General features: G+C 68.4%; 14 protein-coding genes. 8 read left to right on the plus strand and 6 right to left on the minus strand.

Features of this window, described 5'->3' with window-relative positions; translation table 11 throughout:
• Window positions 1-5: 5 nt before the first annotated feature.
• The 3 genes from U5A56_RS03415 to U5A56_RS03425 all read right to left on the minus strand — a co-directional run bounded on the left by U5A56_RS03415 (window position 6) and on the right by U5A56_RS03425 (window position 2,901).
• On the minus strand, window positions 6-872 hold the full coding sequence (locus U5A56_RS03415) for a CPBP family intramembrane glutamic endopeptidase (RefSeq protein WP_321920924.1): 867 nt from the start codon (window positions 870-872) through the stop codon (window positions 6-8).
• Window positions 873-966: 94 nt separating this feature from the next.
• Window positions 967-1,623: a VC0807 family protein gene (locus tag U5A56_RS03420; protein WP_321920925.1), complete on the minus strand. Its 657-nt coding sequence runs from the start codon at window positions 1,621-1,623 to the stop codon at window positions 967-969.
• A gap of 213 nt (window positions 1,624-1,836) precedes the next feature.
• Complete coding sequence (locus U5A56_RS03425) at window positions 1,837-2,901, minus strand: 2,3-butanediol dehydrogenase (protein WP_321921389.1); 1,065 nt, start codon at window positions 2,899-2,901, stop codon at window positions 1,837-1,839.
• 562 nt (window positions 2,902-3,463) lie between these two features.
• Here U5A56_RS03425 and U5A56_RS03430 point away from each other — a divergent pair.
• Window positions 3,464-3,946, plus strand: a complete 483-nt coding sequence (locus U5A56_RS03430) for a DUF3331 domain-containing protein (RefSeq protein WP_321920926.1) — start codon at window positions 3,464-3,466, stop codon at window positions 3,944-3,946.
• 21 nt (window positions 3,947-3,967) lie between these two features.
• Here U5A56_RS03430 and U5A56_RS03435 read toward each other — a convergent pair whose 3' ends face one another.
• The gene (locus U5A56_RS03435) at window positions 3,968-5,167 is read right to left on the minus strand and encodes a GNAT family N-acetyltransferase (RefSeq protein WP_321920927.1); all 1,200 of its coding nucleotides are present in this window, start codon (window positions 5,165-5,167) and stop codon (window positions 3,968-3,970) included.
• 230 nt (window positions 5,168-5,397) lie between these two features.
• Between U5A56_RS03435 and U5A56_RS03440 the strand changes: the two genes are divergently transcribed.
• Window positions 5,398-6,870 (plus strand): PLP-dependent aminotransferase family protein, encoded by a 1,473-nt coding sequence (locus U5A56_RS03440; protein ID WP_321920928.1) that lies wholly within the window; start codon window positions 5,398-5,400, stop codon window positions 6,868-6,870.
• A gap of 51 nt (window positions 6,871-6,921) precedes the next feature.
• On the opposite strand, the gene U5A56_RS03445 is transcribed toward U5A56_RS03440, so the two are convergent.
• The gene (locus U5A56_RS03445; protein ID WP_044843317.1) at window positions 6,922-7,818 is read right to left on the minus strand and encodes a LysR substrate-binding domain-containing protein; all 897 of its coding nucleotides are present in this window, start codon (window positions 7,816-7,818) and stop codon (window positions 6,922-6,924) included.
• 197 nt (window positions 7,819-8,015) lie between these two features.
• Here U5A56_RS03445 and U5A56_RS03450 point away from each other — a divergent pair, with 197 nt between their 5' ends.
• The 5 genes from U5A56_RS03450 to U5A56_RS03470 all read left to right on the plus strand — a co-directional run bounded on the left by U5A56_RS03450 (window position 8,016) and on the right by U5A56_RS03470 (window position 12,143).
• Window positions 8,016-8,675, plus strand: coding sequence for an RraA family protein (locus U5A56_RS03450; protein ID WP_321920929.1), 660 nt, complete (start codon window positions 8,016-8,018; stop codon window positions 8,673-8,675).
• Window positions 8,676-8,703: 28 nt separating this feature from the next.
• A complete protein-coding gene (locus U5A56_RS03455) occupies window positions 8,704-9,384 on the plus strand; it encodes an RraA family protein (protein WP_321920930.1) in 681 nt (226 codons plus the stop codon).
• A 3-nt stretch (window positions 9,385-9,387) separates the two neighbouring features.
• Window positions 9,388-10,032 (plus strand): RraA family protein, encoded by a 645-nt coding sequence (locus U5A56_RS03460; protein ID WP_044843319.1) that lies wholly within the window; start codon window positions 9,388-9,390, stop codon window positions 10,030-10,032.
• A complete protein-coding gene (locus U5A56_RS03465) occupies window positions 10,029-11,246 on the plus strand; it encodes a pyridoxal phosphate-dependent aminotransferase (protein ID WP_321809470.1) in 1,218 nt (405 codons plus the stop codon). Before U5A56_RS03460 ends, U5A56_RS03465 begins: the two co-directional genes overlap by 4 nt.
• A 90-nt stretch (window positions 11,247-11,336) precedes the next feature.
• Window positions 11,337-12,143, plus strand: coding sequence for an alpha/beta hydrolase (locus tag U5A56_RS03470; protein WP_321920931.1), 807 nt, complete (start codon window positions 11,337-11,339; stop codon window positions 12,141-12,143).
• 38 nt (window positions 12,144-12,181) lie between these two features.
• Here U5A56_RS03470 and U5A56_RS03475 read toward each other — a convergent pair whose 3' ends face one another.
• Window positions 12,182-13,435, minus strand: a complete 1,254-nt coding sequence (locus U5A56_RS03475; RefSeq protein WP_124645937.1) for an MFS transporter — start codon at window positions 13,433-13,435, stop codon at window positions 12,182-12,184.
• Window positions 13,436-13,576: 141 nt separating this feature from the next.
• Between U5A56_RS03475 and U5A56_RS03480 the strand changes: the two genes are divergently transcribed.
• Window positions 13,577-14,452 (plus strand): LysR family transcriptional regulator, encoded by an 876-nt coding sequence (locus U5A56_RS03480; protein ID WP_321920932.1) that lies wholly within the window; start codon window positions 13,577-13,579, stop codon window positions 14,450-14,452.
• Window positions 14,453-14,492 lie beyond the last annotated feature (40 nt).

Raw genomic sequence — 14,492 nt, forward strand, 5'->3', positions numbered from 1 at the left:
GGCGTTCAGCGCGCGGCGGCGAGCATCGGATAGGTGAACAGCGCGAAGTGGATCACGTTCAGCCCCGCATGCGCGAGCGCGGATGCGAGCAGTCCGCCGCGCCGCCATGCGAGGCCGTAGCCGATGCCGGCCACCGTGCCGAGCACGATCCAGGGCCAGCCGCCGGCCGCGTGCGCGGCGCCGAACAGCCCCGCGCCGATCGCGAGCGCGGCCCACGGCCCCCAGCCGAACCGGCCGAGCACGCGCGTGAGCCCGCCTTGCACGTAGCCGCGGAACAGCGCTTCCTCGGCGAGCGTGACGAGCAGCACATTGTTGACGAGCCACATCCAGCCCGACGCCGGCCATTTCGGCGCCCAGCCGACCATGCCGAACGCGAGCGCGCCGGCCAGGCAGGCCGCCGCCGTCGCGACGGCCGCCACGGCGCCGGTGCGCAGCGCGCGTGCCGGGGCGACGTCCGGCGCCACCCACGGCAGCGCCCACAGCAGCCACAGGCCGACGAGCGGCTTGTCGAAATTCAGGTACATCGTGAACGGCACGGCATCCGGCGTGAAACGCGTCGGCTCGATCACGCGCGGATTGTGGACGCCGGGAAGCAGGTGCAGGCTCAGCGCGATCGCGAGCGCGGCAAACACGACGTGCGCGACGATCCGCATCGCGAGCGGGCGGCCCGGCGCGACGCCCCAGGCGGCGGCCGCGAGCAGCGCGAGCGGCGCGAGCACGATCGGTTCGAGCTTGCCGAACGCCAGCGCGCCGGCATAGCCGAGCGCGGCAACGGCGATGCTCAGGCCATGCAGCGGGCGTTGCCACGCGAACGCGGCGGCCGCGAACAGTGCGAGCCAGATCGTGGCACACGGGAGAAGCGAGAGAGACATGGGGCGATGCAGGGGGCGAACGAGAGCCGCGCATCATACCCCAGCGGCCGTGACGGCCGCCGGGCCGGCCGCGCGGGGCGGACGGGGCGGGCGCTCAGCGGCCGGCGATCTCGGTGACGCCGTCGCGGGTCGGGATGTCGACGCTGTTGCGCTCGCGCATCCGCCGCCGGTACCAGAAGGTCCACAGCAGCAGCGTGCCGAACACCGTGTAGCCCATGATCGGCGACACGACGAGCACGCGCTCGACGGGCCAGGTGACGACCATCCACAGGCGCAGCAGCATCTCCAGCGTCATGCAGGCGCCCCACACGAAGGTCATCAGGCGCAGCATCTGGCGCAGCCCCGGCTGCTCGGCCCAGACCGTCTCGAAACGCGCGGCGCCGCCGGCCATCTCGCGGGCCACCGTCGCGCGCGCGAGATAGAAGATCAGCGGACGATCGCGGAACAACGACAGCAGGAACACGACGCCGATCGTGCCGGACGCGAGCGATTCGCGCATCAGCAGCGTGCGCGCGCTGCCGCCGAGCGCCATGCCGGCGATCGACAGCGCGATGCCGAGCAGCACGACGGCGGCCACCGCATCGATGCGGCGCGAGCGGATGAATTCGACGACGGACCAGACGATGGGCGGAATCGCCGACGCGTACAGCGCGCCGGTTTCGCCGAAATACGGATGCGCGACCCGGTATGCGACCCAGGGCAGCAGCAGGTTGACGACGAGTTCGAGGATCAGGCCGGCTCGTGGTTTCACGGAAGCGGGCGCGCGGGTGGCGCGCGGGGCGTTGATGTCGCTTCGAGTATATCGAAGTCCGACCCCGCGCGCCGCACCGGCGCGGTTGTGCACGCACCGAAAACGGGCGGAAACACGCGGCGGCCGGGGGCGGGGCCGCGCCAGGGATGCCCCGGGGCCGTTCGGTGCCGCTTCCGGCCGCCGCGCGGCCGTCATCGTCCGGTCAACGGTTCGTCAGGCGGCCGCGGGCTGGACGATGATCTTCACGTTCCGGTCCTTGTGGTTGACCAGCTCCTCGAAGCCGTGCGTGACGATGTCGCCGAGCGTGATCCGGCCGGTGATCAGCGGCTGCACGTCGATGCGGCCGTCCGCGATGTAGCGGATCACGTCCGCGAATTCGCCGTTGTACGCGAGCGAGCCGATCACTTCCTTCTCGGTCGACACGATGTCGAAGAAGTTGAACGACGTCGGCTCCTCGAAGATGCCGACCATCACCGACTTGCCGGCCTTGCGGATCACGTCGATCGCGAGCTGCGCGGTGGCCGTGTGCCCGATGCACTCGAACGACACGTCGGCGCCGTAGCCGCCCGTCAGCGCCTTGACTTCCGCGATCGCGTCGGACGCCTTCGGATCGATCACGACCGTCGCGCCGACCTCCAGCGCCTTCTGCTTGCGCGCGGCCGACATTTCCAGCGCGATCACGCGTCCGGCGCCCGCGGCCTTCGCGCACATGATCGTGCACAGGCCGATCGTGCCGGCGCCGACCACGACGACGGTCTGGCCGACGATGTTGCCGGCCTTCTTCACCGCATGCAGCCCGACCGCGAGCGGCTCGATCAGCGCGCCGGCCTCCGTCGGGAAGTTGTCGGGCAGCTTGTACAGCAGCTCGGCCGGCACGTTCACGAATTCGGCGAACGCGCCGTTGTTCATCAGCCCGGTGAACGCGAGGTTCTCGCAGATGTTGTACAGCCCGTGCCGGCAATACCAGCAGGTGCCGCAATGCTGGCAGGCGTCGGCCGTCACGCGCTCGCCGACCGCGAAGCCCGTCACGCCCGCGCCGAGCGCCGCGATCTCGCCGCTGAACTCGTGGCCGAGGATGCACTGGCCCTTCAGGCCCGTCAGCGGATGCGGCGCGTCGACGGGAATGAACACGGGCCCGGCGACGTACTCGTGCAGGTCGGAGCCGCAGATCCCGCACCAGTGCACGCGGATCTGGACCCAGCCGGCCGGCGGATGCGCCGGAACGGGAACCTCTTCGACGCGGATGTCGTGGCGGCCATGCCAGACGGCGGCCTTCATGCTGGGAGCGGGGTTCGATGCCGGTGTACTCACGTTGCTGTCTCCGTCAGGTTGTCGTCGGACGCGCGGCCAAGGGGCGGTTCGTCCGTCGCGCGATTGCGCGAGCGACCGACATGCAGGAACGGGGCCAGCTTGAATCGGCGCTCGGACGGCGAAGGCGCCGGGCGGGCGCTGTGCGATGCAGCAGGCCGCCTTGCATTGACATCAGCCGGGACCGAGCGAATCACACGCGAAATTTGCTGCGATTGCGACGGGACGCGGCGGGTGAGACGCCGGGACATTCGTCTCAGCCGTTTGAGACGAAACGCGAGACGCGCGGTTCGGTCGTGGGCGTCGTAGCCGCGGTCGTTGCGGTCCATTGTGGCGATCAGCGAAACGCATCGTTGCGCATGTTTCCCCTTTACTTGAAGTTAACTTCAATTTGTATCATCTGCGGCAATGTCCGATCGCCATGCGTGCATGGTGGTTGCACCGGAGGCGGGGTGCATGACCGAATCGGTCGTTGCTGCCGTGCGAACGGCCGAGCGCGGCTCGTCTCAATCTTCACGGAATGTCGTCAAGCATGCCAAACGTTATCGAATGCCTGATCTGCGAGTATGTGTCGTACCACATGCTGGTAGCCGAAGAGCGGGACGCGATGCCGTTACCGGCAGACGTCGGGATGGCGCGGCCACAGGAGCGTGCCGATCGCGCGCCGACTCCGGAGCCTGTCGCACCGGGCGCTTCACCGTTGCGGCCGCAACTGTTCGTGTCGGTTCTGGAAGCGGGCGACGACGGCTTGCTGGTGCGCTGGAGCGAAAGCGGGCGCTGCCATTACGGCGAGCAACGCTGGCGCTTGCGCGTCGCGTTGCAGGCGGGCCGCTGCGCGATCTCCGGGCAGGCGATCGAGCCGGGCGAACCGGTGTACCGGCCGGTGCGGCGGCCGGTGCCGGTCAACGGCGACGAGATGATCCACCCCGCGTCGGTGCCGCCTGCGGCTGGCGCCGCGTGTCGCGCGGCACCAGCCCGCGGCGAGGCGACGGATCCGGTCGATGCCCCGGGCTGAGCGACCGGTTGCACTCTCGCGTTACTTGAGATCCTTCCGGTACTGGATGAACCCCGCGTTGTTCGCGAGCTTGTCGTACAGCGCGCGGGCGGTCGTGTTGGTTTCGTGCGTGAGCCAGTACACGCGGCTTGCGCCGGCTTCGCGGGCCCGCTCGTACACGGCTTCGATCAGTGCGCCGCCCGCGCCTTGCCCGCGGGCGTCCGCCGCCGTGAACAGGTCCTGCAGATAGCAGTACGGACCTTCGGTCCAGCACGAGCGGTGATAGATCGCGTGCACGATGCCGACCAGCGTACCCGACGCGTCGAAGGCGCCGAGCGCGAACATCGGTTCGGCGGGATCCATCAGGCGCGCCCATGTCGTCGCGAACACGGCGTCGCTCAGCGCGGTCTCGTAGAAAGTCTGGTAGCCCCGCCACAGCGGGCGCCACGCGGCTTCGTCGGCGGCCACGAGCGGCCGGACCGTGACGCGCGTCGCGTCGTTCGCGCGGCCGGCCGCGTCGCGCGCACGCGCCCGCGCGTGGCGGATCGCGACGAGCGTCTCGCGCTGCGTACCGCTGGCGTCGAAGTTCTCCGGCGCGAGCCAGGCTTCGAACGCGGCGCGCACGTCCGGCCATTCGCCGTCGACGATCGAGAACCATGCCGTGTCGCGGTTGCGGCCCTTGTAGATGATCGCCTGCCGGAACGTGCCTTCGTAACGGAAGCCGAGCCGCGCTGCCGCCTTGCGAGACGGTTCGTTGAGGTCGTCGCACTTCCATTCGTAGCGCCGGTAGCCGAGCGTGTCGAACGCGTACTTCATCAGCAGGTACTGCGCTTCGGTCGAAATCGGCGTGCGCTTCAGCAGCGGCGAGAAGGTGACGGAACCGACCTCGATCACGCCGTTGGCCGGGTCGATGCGCATCAGCGCGAGCGTGCCGACGGCGCGGTTCGTCGCGCGGTCGATCACCGTGTAGTGCAGCGGATCGGCGCTGGCCGCCGCGCCGCGCGCGTAGTCGCGGTAGCTCGACTCGTCGGCGTACGGCCCGTGCGCGAGATAGGTCCAGTCGCCGCCGTCCGGCGCCTGCGCGTACGCGGCGTACAGGTCGGCGGCATGGCGGTCGGCGTCGAGCGGTTCGAGGCGGCAGTAGCGGCCCTCGAGCACGATGCGCTCCGGGCGGGGGCGCGCGGACCAGTCGGGAACGGGGTGGCCGATGGGCTGCTGGAAGTCGTTGGTGAGCGTGGACAAGGTCGATCTCGCTTCGGTTGGCGGCCGGCGACATGCCGGCATGCAGACGATCGTAGTCCCGGCGAGGTACCATGAGAAGCGCCAGCCGACAGTAAATTTATGGTGCCACGAAGGCGCTGCCGAGGTGCCACGAACGCGCCACGAACGCGCCACGAACGCGCCACGCCGGTGCCATGCCGGCGCCGCGCTCGACGCGCCATGCCCCGAGGCTTCCACACTGCGATATCCCGATGACGACTGCCTTTCCTTCCGGCGACGCACCGCTGTTGCCGCTCGACGCGCCGCTCGCGCGCACGGCCGGCGCGCCTTCGTTGCAGCGGCAACTGCTGCGCCGCGTGCGCGACGCGATTCTCGGCGGCGCGATGCCGGCCGGCACGCGGCTGCCCGGTACGCGCGCGCTGGCCGAGACGCTCGGCGTGTCGCGCAACACGACGGCGGCCGTCTACGAGCAACTCGTCGCCGAAGGCTTCCTGCAATCCGATCGCCGCGGAACGCGCGTGGTCGGCCTGTCGCGGCCGGCCACGCCGCGCCGGCGGGTCGCACCGCCGGCCGTCGCGCAGCGGCTCGGCCGGATTCGCCCGAGCCTGATCGGCGCCGGCGAGTCGGAAGGCTTCCGGCCGGGCGTGCCCGCGCTGTCGCATTTCCCGGTGGATGCATGGCGGCATGCGATCGACCGCGCGCTGCGCCGCGCCGGCCGCGACCTGCTCGCGTATGGCGACCCGCTCGGCGAACGCGCGCTGCGCGAGTCGATCGCGCGCCACCTGGCCGTGACGCGCGGCGTGCGCTGCGATCCGGAGCAGATCGTGATCACCGAAGGCGCGCAGGGCGCGATCGCGCTGTGCGCGCAGTTGCTGACGAACCCCGGCGACACGGTCTGGGTCGAGGAGCCCGGCTATCGCGGTGCGCGCACCGCGATGCAGGCGGCCGATCTCGACGTCGTGCCGATGCCGGTCGACGCGGAGGGGCTGCGCGCGGCAGACACGGACTGGCGCGAACGGACGCCCCGGCTCGTCTACACCACGCCGTCGAACCAGTTCCCGACCGGCGCGGTGCTGTCGATCTCGCGCCGGCTCGCGCTGATCGACGCCGCACGCCGGCATCGCGCATGGATCATCGAGGACGATTACGACAGCGAGTTTCGGCATACCGGCGAGCCGATCGGCGCGTTGCACGGGCTCGCGGCCGATTCGCCGGTCGTCTATCTCGGCTCGTTCAGCAAGACGATGTTTCCGGCGTTGCGGATCGGCTTTCTCGTGCTGCCCGACGCGCTGCTCGCCGCAGTGCGGCCGGCGTTGCCGGAGATGCTGCGCGGCGGGACGCGCCACGTGCAGCTCGCGCTCGCCGATTTCATCGAGACGGGGGAGTACGGGCGCCATCTCGGGCGGATGCGGCGGCTGTATCGCGACCGGCGGCGCTCGCTGCTCGCCGCGCTGGACGACGCGTTCACCGTGCCGCATCAGGTCGAGGGCGGGCCGTGCGGGCTGCATCTGGCGTTGCGGCTGCCGGCCCGTTTTCGCGACCGCGCGATCGTCGAAGCGGCGCGCGCGCACGGGATCGGGCCGTTCCCGCTGTCGGGGTTCTCGATTCACGCGACGTCGCCGGCCAACGGGCTCGTGCTCGGGTTCGGCAATACGTCGGCCGATGCGTTCGCGCCGATGCTGCGGACGCTGTCGACGATCGCGCATCGGGTCGCGGGCGAGTGACCCGGCGCGCGGGTGACGCCGCCCGGGAAGCGGCACGATTGTCGCGCGTCGTTACTTTTTCAGCATGTCGAGCACGGCATCGACCATCGGATGATGCCGGTTCGTATTCCAGACAGCGGCCGCCGTCACGACCATGACCTTTTCCTTCAACGGCCGCACGACGACGTTCTCCGGCGCGAGCTTGCGGGTCGACGCAGGCACCAGCGCCACCCCCTGACCGCAGCCGACGTACGCAATCTGCGACGTCACCGAACGCACCTCGTGAATCACGCGCGGTGTCAGCCCATGCGTGCGGCAGACGGACGTCAACATGTCGAAGTAGACGGGGCTCACCTGTCGCGACGACATGATCAGCGGTTCGTCCATCAACGCGCGCAGCCGCACCCTTGGTATGGCCGCCAGCGGATGCTTCTTCGGCAACGCGACAGCGAGCCGGTCCTCGGCCATCGGCATCGTCGCGATACCGTTCGCTACCTCGCCATCGACGCGTGCAAAGGCGAGATCAAGCTCGCCGGCCTCCAGCGCCGGAATCGCGTCGACGCTGTCGATCTCGTTGACGAACACGGTCAGGTTCGGATGCGCGCGCTTGAGCGCGTCCAGTAGCGGCGGCACCGTGTCGAGCATCGCGGACGTGATCGCGCCGACGTGCAGCACGCCCGACTGGCCGGCCGCGACCTCGCGCACGACACGCTGCAGCCGCTCGGCCTGGCCGGCGAATTGCCGGACGGCCGGCAGGATCGCGGCGCCCGCCGGGCTCAGTTGGGTTCCCTGCCGCGAGCGGTAGAACAACTGGATCCTGAGCGACTGCTCCAGTACCTTGATCTGCTCGGTCAACGGCGGTTGCGACATGTTCAGCCGCTTCGCCGCGCGCCCGAAATGCTGCTCCTCGGCGACGGCGAGAAACATCCAGAGTTGCCGAATCAGCCGGTAGTCGATCGTGTTGCTCATGGCGGGTATGCCCGGAGTGAAGCAGCGCGGAAAATGCCGCGGGGAGGGCGGCGCGGCGCGACATGGTGGTTGCCGGCCGCGCGCGATGTGAGGTTTTTCGTATTCCGGAAATCGTATCACGCAGATATGAAATACGAAATTTACTTGTCACGCTGCCGAAGCGACGATGGCTGCACTTGTCAACGGGAAACAGCATGATGAACCAGCCTTCCTTGCTCGAGCGCCTTACGTCGCTCGACACCAATACCGTATCCGACGCGCTCGACTTTCTCGGCATGCCTGGCGCAACGGTCGGCCTGCGTCCACTGTGGAACTGCCCGAAGATCGTCGGGCGTGCCAGCACCATTCAGCTCGGTCCGAAAGCCGATGCCAAACCGACCGTGCACCTGATCTCGCCGGTCGTCGACGCGATCGCCACCGACGATCGCGTGCTGGTGATCGCCGGCGGCGCGGACGGAATTTCCTGCTGGGGCGACATTCTCGCGAACGCGGCGACCGCGAAGCGCATTCGCGGCTCGGTGATCGACGGCCTGAGCCGCGACATCGACGGAAGCGAATCGATCGGCTATCCGGTGTACGGACGCGGCATCACGATGATCAGCGCGCGCAACCGCGTGATCCAGATCGATTCCGGCACACCGGTGCAGATGGCCGGTGTGACTGTCCATCAGGACGATTACGTGATCGCCGACCGATGCGGCACGGTGTTCATACCGGCGCGGTGCATCGAGGACGTGCTCGATCTCGGCGAGCGTATCGCGAAGCGACAGGACGGGATGGTCGCCGCCGTGCGTGCCGGCCGCCCGGTCGCGGACGTGATGCACGACAAGGAATTCGAAGCCATCGCGGTGCGCTGACCGCTCATCCTTCTAGCGGAGTTTTGATATGACGAATCCCAACAAGGCTGCGGCGGAAGACCAGGAACTGGTCGCGCTGTTCGAAGGGCTCGATACGCCCGGCGTTTCCGATGCGATGGACAAGCTCGGGCTGCACGGACAGGCGCTCGGCATCATGCCGTTGGCCAACTACACGAAGGTCGTCGTCGGTCCCGCCTTCACGGTCAAGTACGTGCCCGCGAGCGTGCCGCCCGGAACCGTCGGCGACTTCATCGACGATGTCGCGCAAGGCGACGTGGTCGTGATCGACAACGACGGCCGGACCGACTGCACGGTATGGGGCGACATCATGACCCAGTACGCCGGGCAGCATGGCATTGCCGGCACCGTGATCGATGGCGTGTGCCGCGACGTGAACAAGGCGCTGGGCGACAACTATCCGCTGTTCACGGCAGGGCGCTTCATGCGGACTGGCAAGGACCGCGTGCAGGTCGAGTCGGTGAATACGACGGTCGCAATCGGCACCGTGCGCGTGGCGGCGCGCGACATCGTCGTCGCGGATGCGAACGGCGCCGTGATCGTGCCCCGCGGTCGAGCGCGCGAAGTCGCACGGGTTGCTCGCCGGATCGAAGAAGTCGAATCGCATATCCGCGAACAGATCGCACAGGGCAAGACGCTTGGCGAAGCGCGAGCGGCGCTGGGCTATCACACACTGCAAAGCAAGGCCTGAACAATGAACCCGACCCAGACTTATGAGCCGGCGCTGCTGGAGCAGGCGCGCAAACTCGGCACCTCCACGTTGTTCGAGGCCTCGGGCCTGTCCACCGGCGCCGTCGATCCGGCGATCCGCACGGTGTGGCCCGGCGCGTCGGTCGCCGGTCCTGCCTTTCCGCTCGAATGTTCGCCGGGCGACAACCTTTCGATTCATATCGCGATGGAGCAGGTGTCGCGCGGCAGCGTGCTCGTCATCTCGACGGGCGGCTTCGTCGCCGGTTACTGGGGCGAGGTGCTGACTGTCGCCGCCGAGGCGGCCGGCGTGGCCGGGCTGGTCATCGACGGTGGCGTGCGCGATATCGCGGCGCTGACTGCACGGCGCTTTCCGGTATTCACGCGCGGCATTTCCATGCGCGGCACGATCAAGGCGAGCGCGCCGTCGGTCGGACAGTCGATCAGCTTCGCGGGAACGCCTGTAGCCGCCGGCGATCTGGTCGTGGCCGACGACGACGGCGTGCTGGTGATACCAGTTGCATATGTCGAGACGACGCTGGCCCAAGGGCAGGCGCGTGCTGACAAGGAAGCGCAAATGATGGACGCATTGCGCGCAGGGCGCAGCACGCTCGAACTGATGGGTCTGACGAACTGGAGGAACGCTCAATGAGCGCACCGATCGATACGCTGAACCGCTTCCTCGCAGCCGCGCGTCCGTCGGCGACCTACAAGGTGATGGATCGTGTGGCCGCCCGGCGCGCGAGCGGTGCCGCGGTGATTTCGCTGAGCGCCGGCGAGCCGGATTTCGACACGCCGGAACACGTGCGGGAAGCGGGCATCGCCGCGATCCGCGCGGGCCACACGCGCTACACGCAGGTGGCAGGGCTGCGTGCGCTGCGCGAGGCGATTGCCGAGAAGTTCCGGCGCGAGAACAGCGTCGACGTGGACTGGCGCGACACGCTCGTGTGCAGCGGCGGCAAGCAGGTGATCTTCAATGCGCTGGCCGCGACGCTGAACGAGGGCGACGAAGTCATCGTCCCGGCACCGTACTGGGTCAGCTATCCGGAGATCGTGCAGCTGTGCGGCGGTCGCTCCATCACTGTCGCATGCGGCGCGGAAAGCGGCTTCAAGCTCACACCGGACGCGCTGCTGGCGGCGATCACGCCGCGCACGCGATGGCTGATCCTGAACTCGCCGTCGAACCCGACCGGCGCGGTGTATAGCCGTGCGGAGCTGAAGGCGCTCGCCGAGGTGCTGCTCGCGCATCCGCACGTGCTGGTGCTGTCCGACGATATCTACGAGCACCTGATTTTCGATGGCATCGAATTCTTCACGATCGCCCAGGTCGAGCCGCGGCTGCGCGAACGCGTGCTGACGATGAACGGTGTGTCGAAGGCCTATGCGATGACGGGCTGGCGCATCGGTTTCGGTACCGGGCCGCGCTGGCTGATCGATGCGATGGAGAAGTTGCAAGGGCAGCAGACGTCCGGCGCGTCGACGATCTCGCAGCACGCGGCGCTGGCCGCGCTGACGGGGCCGCAGGATTTCATCGCGCATTCCCGCGTCGCGTTCCAGCGACGGCGTGATCTGGTCGTCGAACAACTGAACCAGGCGCCGGGTTTGCGCTGCGATGTTCCGCAGGGCGCGTTCTATGCGTTCGCGTCGTGCGAGGGGGTGATCGGCAAGACGACCCGTGCGGGCGTGCAACTGGCGAGCGACGAGGATGTGGTGAATGCGTTGCTCGACGAAGCCGGCGTGGCCACCGTGCACGGGAGCGCTTTCGGGCTCGGCCCGTACATCCGGATCGCTTACGCGCTCGACGACAAGTCGTTGCTGCGTGCGTGCACCGCGATCCAGGATTTTTGCCGGATGCTGACGGCCTGAGCGTCGTTGCCCGGCGTCTGTCATTCCACCCCGGTCGACCCTGTCGCGCCGGGGCGGGCGCTACACCATCCTTACCCGGAATTCGATTAGATGAGTGATGAGTTTTCCCAGTCGCGGTTGTCCTTCGCCGTCGACAGCACCGACCTGGATGTGTCGGCCATTCATCGCGGCGGCGAGCACGCGCCCGTCGTGTTTCTCCACGGCTTCGGCTCGACCAAGGAGGATTACGCGGACATCGTGCGCCATCGCGAATTCGACGGCCGGCCTTTCGTTGCATACGATGCGCCGGGCTGCGGTGAAACGCGTTGCGCGGATCTGTCGAAGATATCGATTCCGTTTCTCGTCGAGACGGCGCTGAACGTGATCGACCGCCTGGGCTTCGATCGATTCCATCTCGTCGGCCATTCGATGGGCGGGCTGACGTCGTTGATGCTCGCACACCGGTATCCGCGGCGCGTGCTGAGCTTCGTCGACATCGAGGGGAACATCGCGCCCGAGGATTGTTTCCTGAGCCGGCAGATCGTCGACCATCCGCGCGACAGCGCCGAGCGGTTCTTCGACGATTTCATCGACCGCACCCGTCGTGCGCCGGCCTACGCGAGCGCGCTGTACTCGGCGAGCCTGCGTCACAAGGTGCGGGCCGAAGCGGTCGGGGCGATCTTCCGCTCGATGGTCGACCTGTCCGACAACGGCGACCTGATGCGCAAATTCCTCGGCCTGCCGTTTCCCCGGATGTTCATGTACGGCGCGCAGAACGCGTCGCTGTCGTACCTGAGCGCGATCGAGGCGCACGGTGTCGTTCTGTCGGAAATACCGGATTGCGGGCATTTCCCGATGTACTCGAATCCGGTGCTGATGTGGAAGGCGATCGCGAAGTTCCATGCGCGCGTGCGCTGACGCGATGCATTTGGTGGCGGCGCAGGTCGTGGTGGCGGTTACCGCACGCGTTCCGCGCGCATGATCCGGTGCGCCGCCGCCAGGCCGAGCACGAGCAGCACCGCGACATACGCGACGACCGCGCTCCACGCACCGTGTTGCCAGAACGAGCCGCCGATCGAGCCCAGCACGCTCGACCCGAGGTAATAGGCCAGCAGGTAGAGCGACGCGGCGTGCCCCTTCGCGGAACCGGCGAGATGCCCGACCCAGCCGCTCGCGACCGCATGCGCGACGAAGAAGCCGATCGTGATCAGCACGATCCCGACGATGATCGCGACGAGCGAATGCGACAGCGTCAGCGCGAGGCCGGCCGCGAACACGAGCATGCCGCTGACGAGGACGGGCGCGCGCCCGAGACGATCGGCGAGCGCACCGGCGCTCGACGAAGACACCATCCCGAACAGGTAGGCGCCGAAGATCAGCCCGCAGGCGGTCGCGCTCAGGTTGAACGGCGCGGCCGTCAGCCGGAACCCGGCGTAGTTGTAGACGGTCACGAACGCGCCCATCACGAGGAAGCCGATCGCGAACACGAACGGCAGCCGCGCGTGATGCAGCTGCGCGTTCCACAGCCGCAGATGGTGACGCAGCGTCAGGTCGGTGCGCTTCACGAAGCGTCGCGACTGCGGCAGCAGCATCACGAACGCGACCGCCGCGACGAGGTCGACCACGCCGATCGTCAGCATCGCGGTGCGCCACGAGAAATACTCTTCGAGCGCGCTCATCCCGATCCGCCCGATCATGCCGCCGAACGCGGTGCCGCCGACGTAGAGTCCCATCGCCAGGCCCAGCCCGTCGGCGGCGATTTCCTCGGCGAGATAGGCCATCGCCACCGCCGGAACGCCGCCGAGCGCGAACCCTTCGAGCGCGCGCCAGAGCAGCAGCAGGTTCCAGTTCGGCGAAATCGCGGCGAGCAGGTTGAACAGCGCGGCCAGCGTCATCGACGCGAACATCAGCCCGCGTCGTCCGACGCGTTCGGACAGCGCGCCGGCGCACAGGATGGAGACCGCCAGCAGCCCGGTCGACAGCGACAGGGACAGCGAGCTCGACGCCGCGCCGATGTTGAACTCGCGTGCGAACGCGGGCAGCAGCGGCTGCACGCAGTACAGCAGCGAGAAGGTGGAAAAGCCGGCGAGGAACAGCGCCAGCGCGATGCGCTTGTAGGCTGCCGAGCGCGGCGACACACCGATAGGCAGCGCGTCCGGCGCGGCGTTCGCGGCGCGATTCGTGGCGGGTGACATTGCGGGAGTGGACATGACAGGTGCCCGATGGGTCAGGGAATGCCCGAATTCTTGCGCACGCTCATGTATATGTCCAATATATGAAATGAACCATAGCGATACGTTTTGCGACTGGCTTGAAAGCCGCTTCCATCTACCCCGGGATCACATCAACGCATGGAACTTCGGCATCTCCGATACTTTCTGGCCGTGGCGGCCACGTCCAACTTCACGAAGGCCGCGGAAACGCTCGGCATGGGACAGCCGCCGCTGAGCCAGCAGATCAAGGCACTCGAGAACGAACTCGGCGTGGCGTTGTTCAAGCGGACCGCGCGCGGCGCCGAACTGACCGTGGCCGGAGAGGTGTTCGCGGAAGAGGCACGGCGCGTGCTCGACGACGCGGAGCGCGCGGCGCGGGCGGCAAGACGGGCCGCGCGCGGGGAGATCGGGCAATTGCGGGTCGGGTTCACCGGGACGGCGGCCTTCAATTCGAAGGTGGCGGACCTGATTCGCCGCTTTCGCGAGGCGTTTCCCGACACGGATCTGACGTTGCAGGAGGCGACCTCCGGCGTGCTGCTCGATGCGCTGGCGGCCGGGCGGCTCGACGTCGCGATCGTGCGTCCGGAGCGCCGCATCGCGGACACGTTGCTGGCTGCGGACTGGGACGAGGAGCCGATGTTCGTCGCGCTGCCGGTCGCGCATCGGCTCGCGCAGCGGCGTCGGATCGATCTGGCGGAGCTGGCCGACGAGGCGTTCGTGCAGGTGCCGCGCGAAGCGGGCAGCGCGCTGTTCGACGACATCGTCGCCGCGTGCAATGCCGCCGGCTTCCAGCCGCGCATGGCGCAGCCCGCGCCGCAAATCGCTTCGGCGGTGACGCTCGTCGCGGCCGGGCTCGGCGTGTCGATCGTGCCGAAGGCGATCACGCAGGTGCAGGTCGCGGGCGTCGTGTATCGGCAGGTCGCAGGCAACGGGCTGCGCGCGAGGCTCGCCATTGCGTCGCGGCGCGACGATCCGTCGGCGGTGGTGCGCAATTTTCTGGCGCTGGCCTGGTAGCGCGGGACGCATTGCGTCGCGCCTCGCCGCCGCGTCGGGG

The organism is Burkholderia sp. BCC1998, assembly GCF_905339875.1.
Classification (GTDB): domain Bacteria; phylum Pseudomonadota; class Gammaproteobacteria; order Burkholderiales; family Burkholderiaceae; genus Burkholderia.

Excerpts from the sequence above, each read along its gene's own strand:
- U5A56_RS03430 (WP_321920926.1), top strand. The coding sequence starts at position 3,464 with ATGCCAAACGTTATCGAATGCCTGATCTGCGAGTATGTGTCGTACCAC.
- U5A56_RS03425 (WP_321921389.1), bottom strand. The coding sequence starts at position 2,901 with ATGAAGGCCGCCGTCTGGCATGGCCGCCACGACATCCGCGTCGAAGAG.
- U5A56_RS03475 (WP_124645937.1), bottom strand. The coding sequence starts at position 13,435 with ATGTCCACTCCCGCAATGTCACCCGCCACGAATCGCGCCGCGAACGCC.
- U5A56_RS03455 (WP_321920930.1), top strand. The coding sequence starts at position 8,704 with ATGACGAATCCCAACAAGGCTGCGGCGGAAGACCAGGAACTGGTCGCG.
- U5A56_RS03480 (WP_321920932.1), top strand. The coding sequence starts at position 13,577 with ATGGAACTTCGGCATCTCCGATACTTTCTGGCCGTGGCGGCCACGTCC.
- U5A56_RS03445 (WP_044843317.1), bottom strand. The coding sequence starts at position 7,818 with ATGAGCAACACGATCGACTACCGGCTGATTCGGCAACTCTGGATGTTT.
- U5A56_RS03460 (WP_044843319.1), top strand. The coding sequence starts at position 9,388 with ATGAACCCGACCCAGACTTATGAGCCGGCGCTGCTGGAGCAGGCGCGC.
- U5A56_RS03440 (WP_321920928.1), top strand. The coding sequence starts at position 5,398 with ATGACGACTGCCTTTCCTTCCGGCGACGCACCGCTGTTGCCGCTCGAC.
- U5A56_RS03470 (WP_321920931.1), top strand. The coding sequence starts at position 11,337 with ATGAGTGATGAGTTTTCCCAGTCGCGGTTGTCCTTCGCCGTCGACAGC.
- U5A56_RS03415 (WP_321920924.1), bottom strand. The coding sequence starts at position 872 with ATGTCTCTCTCGCTTCTCCCGTGTGCCACGATCTGGCTCGCACTGTTC.
- U5A56_RS03450 (WP_321920929.1), top strand. The coding sequence starts at position 8,016 with ATGAACCAGCCTTCCTTGCTCGAGCGCCTTACGTCGCTCGACACCAAT.
- U5A56_RS03465 (WP_321809470.1), top strand. The coding sequence starts at position 10,029 with ATGAGCGCACCGATCGATACGCTGAACCGCTTCCTCGCAGCCGCGCGT.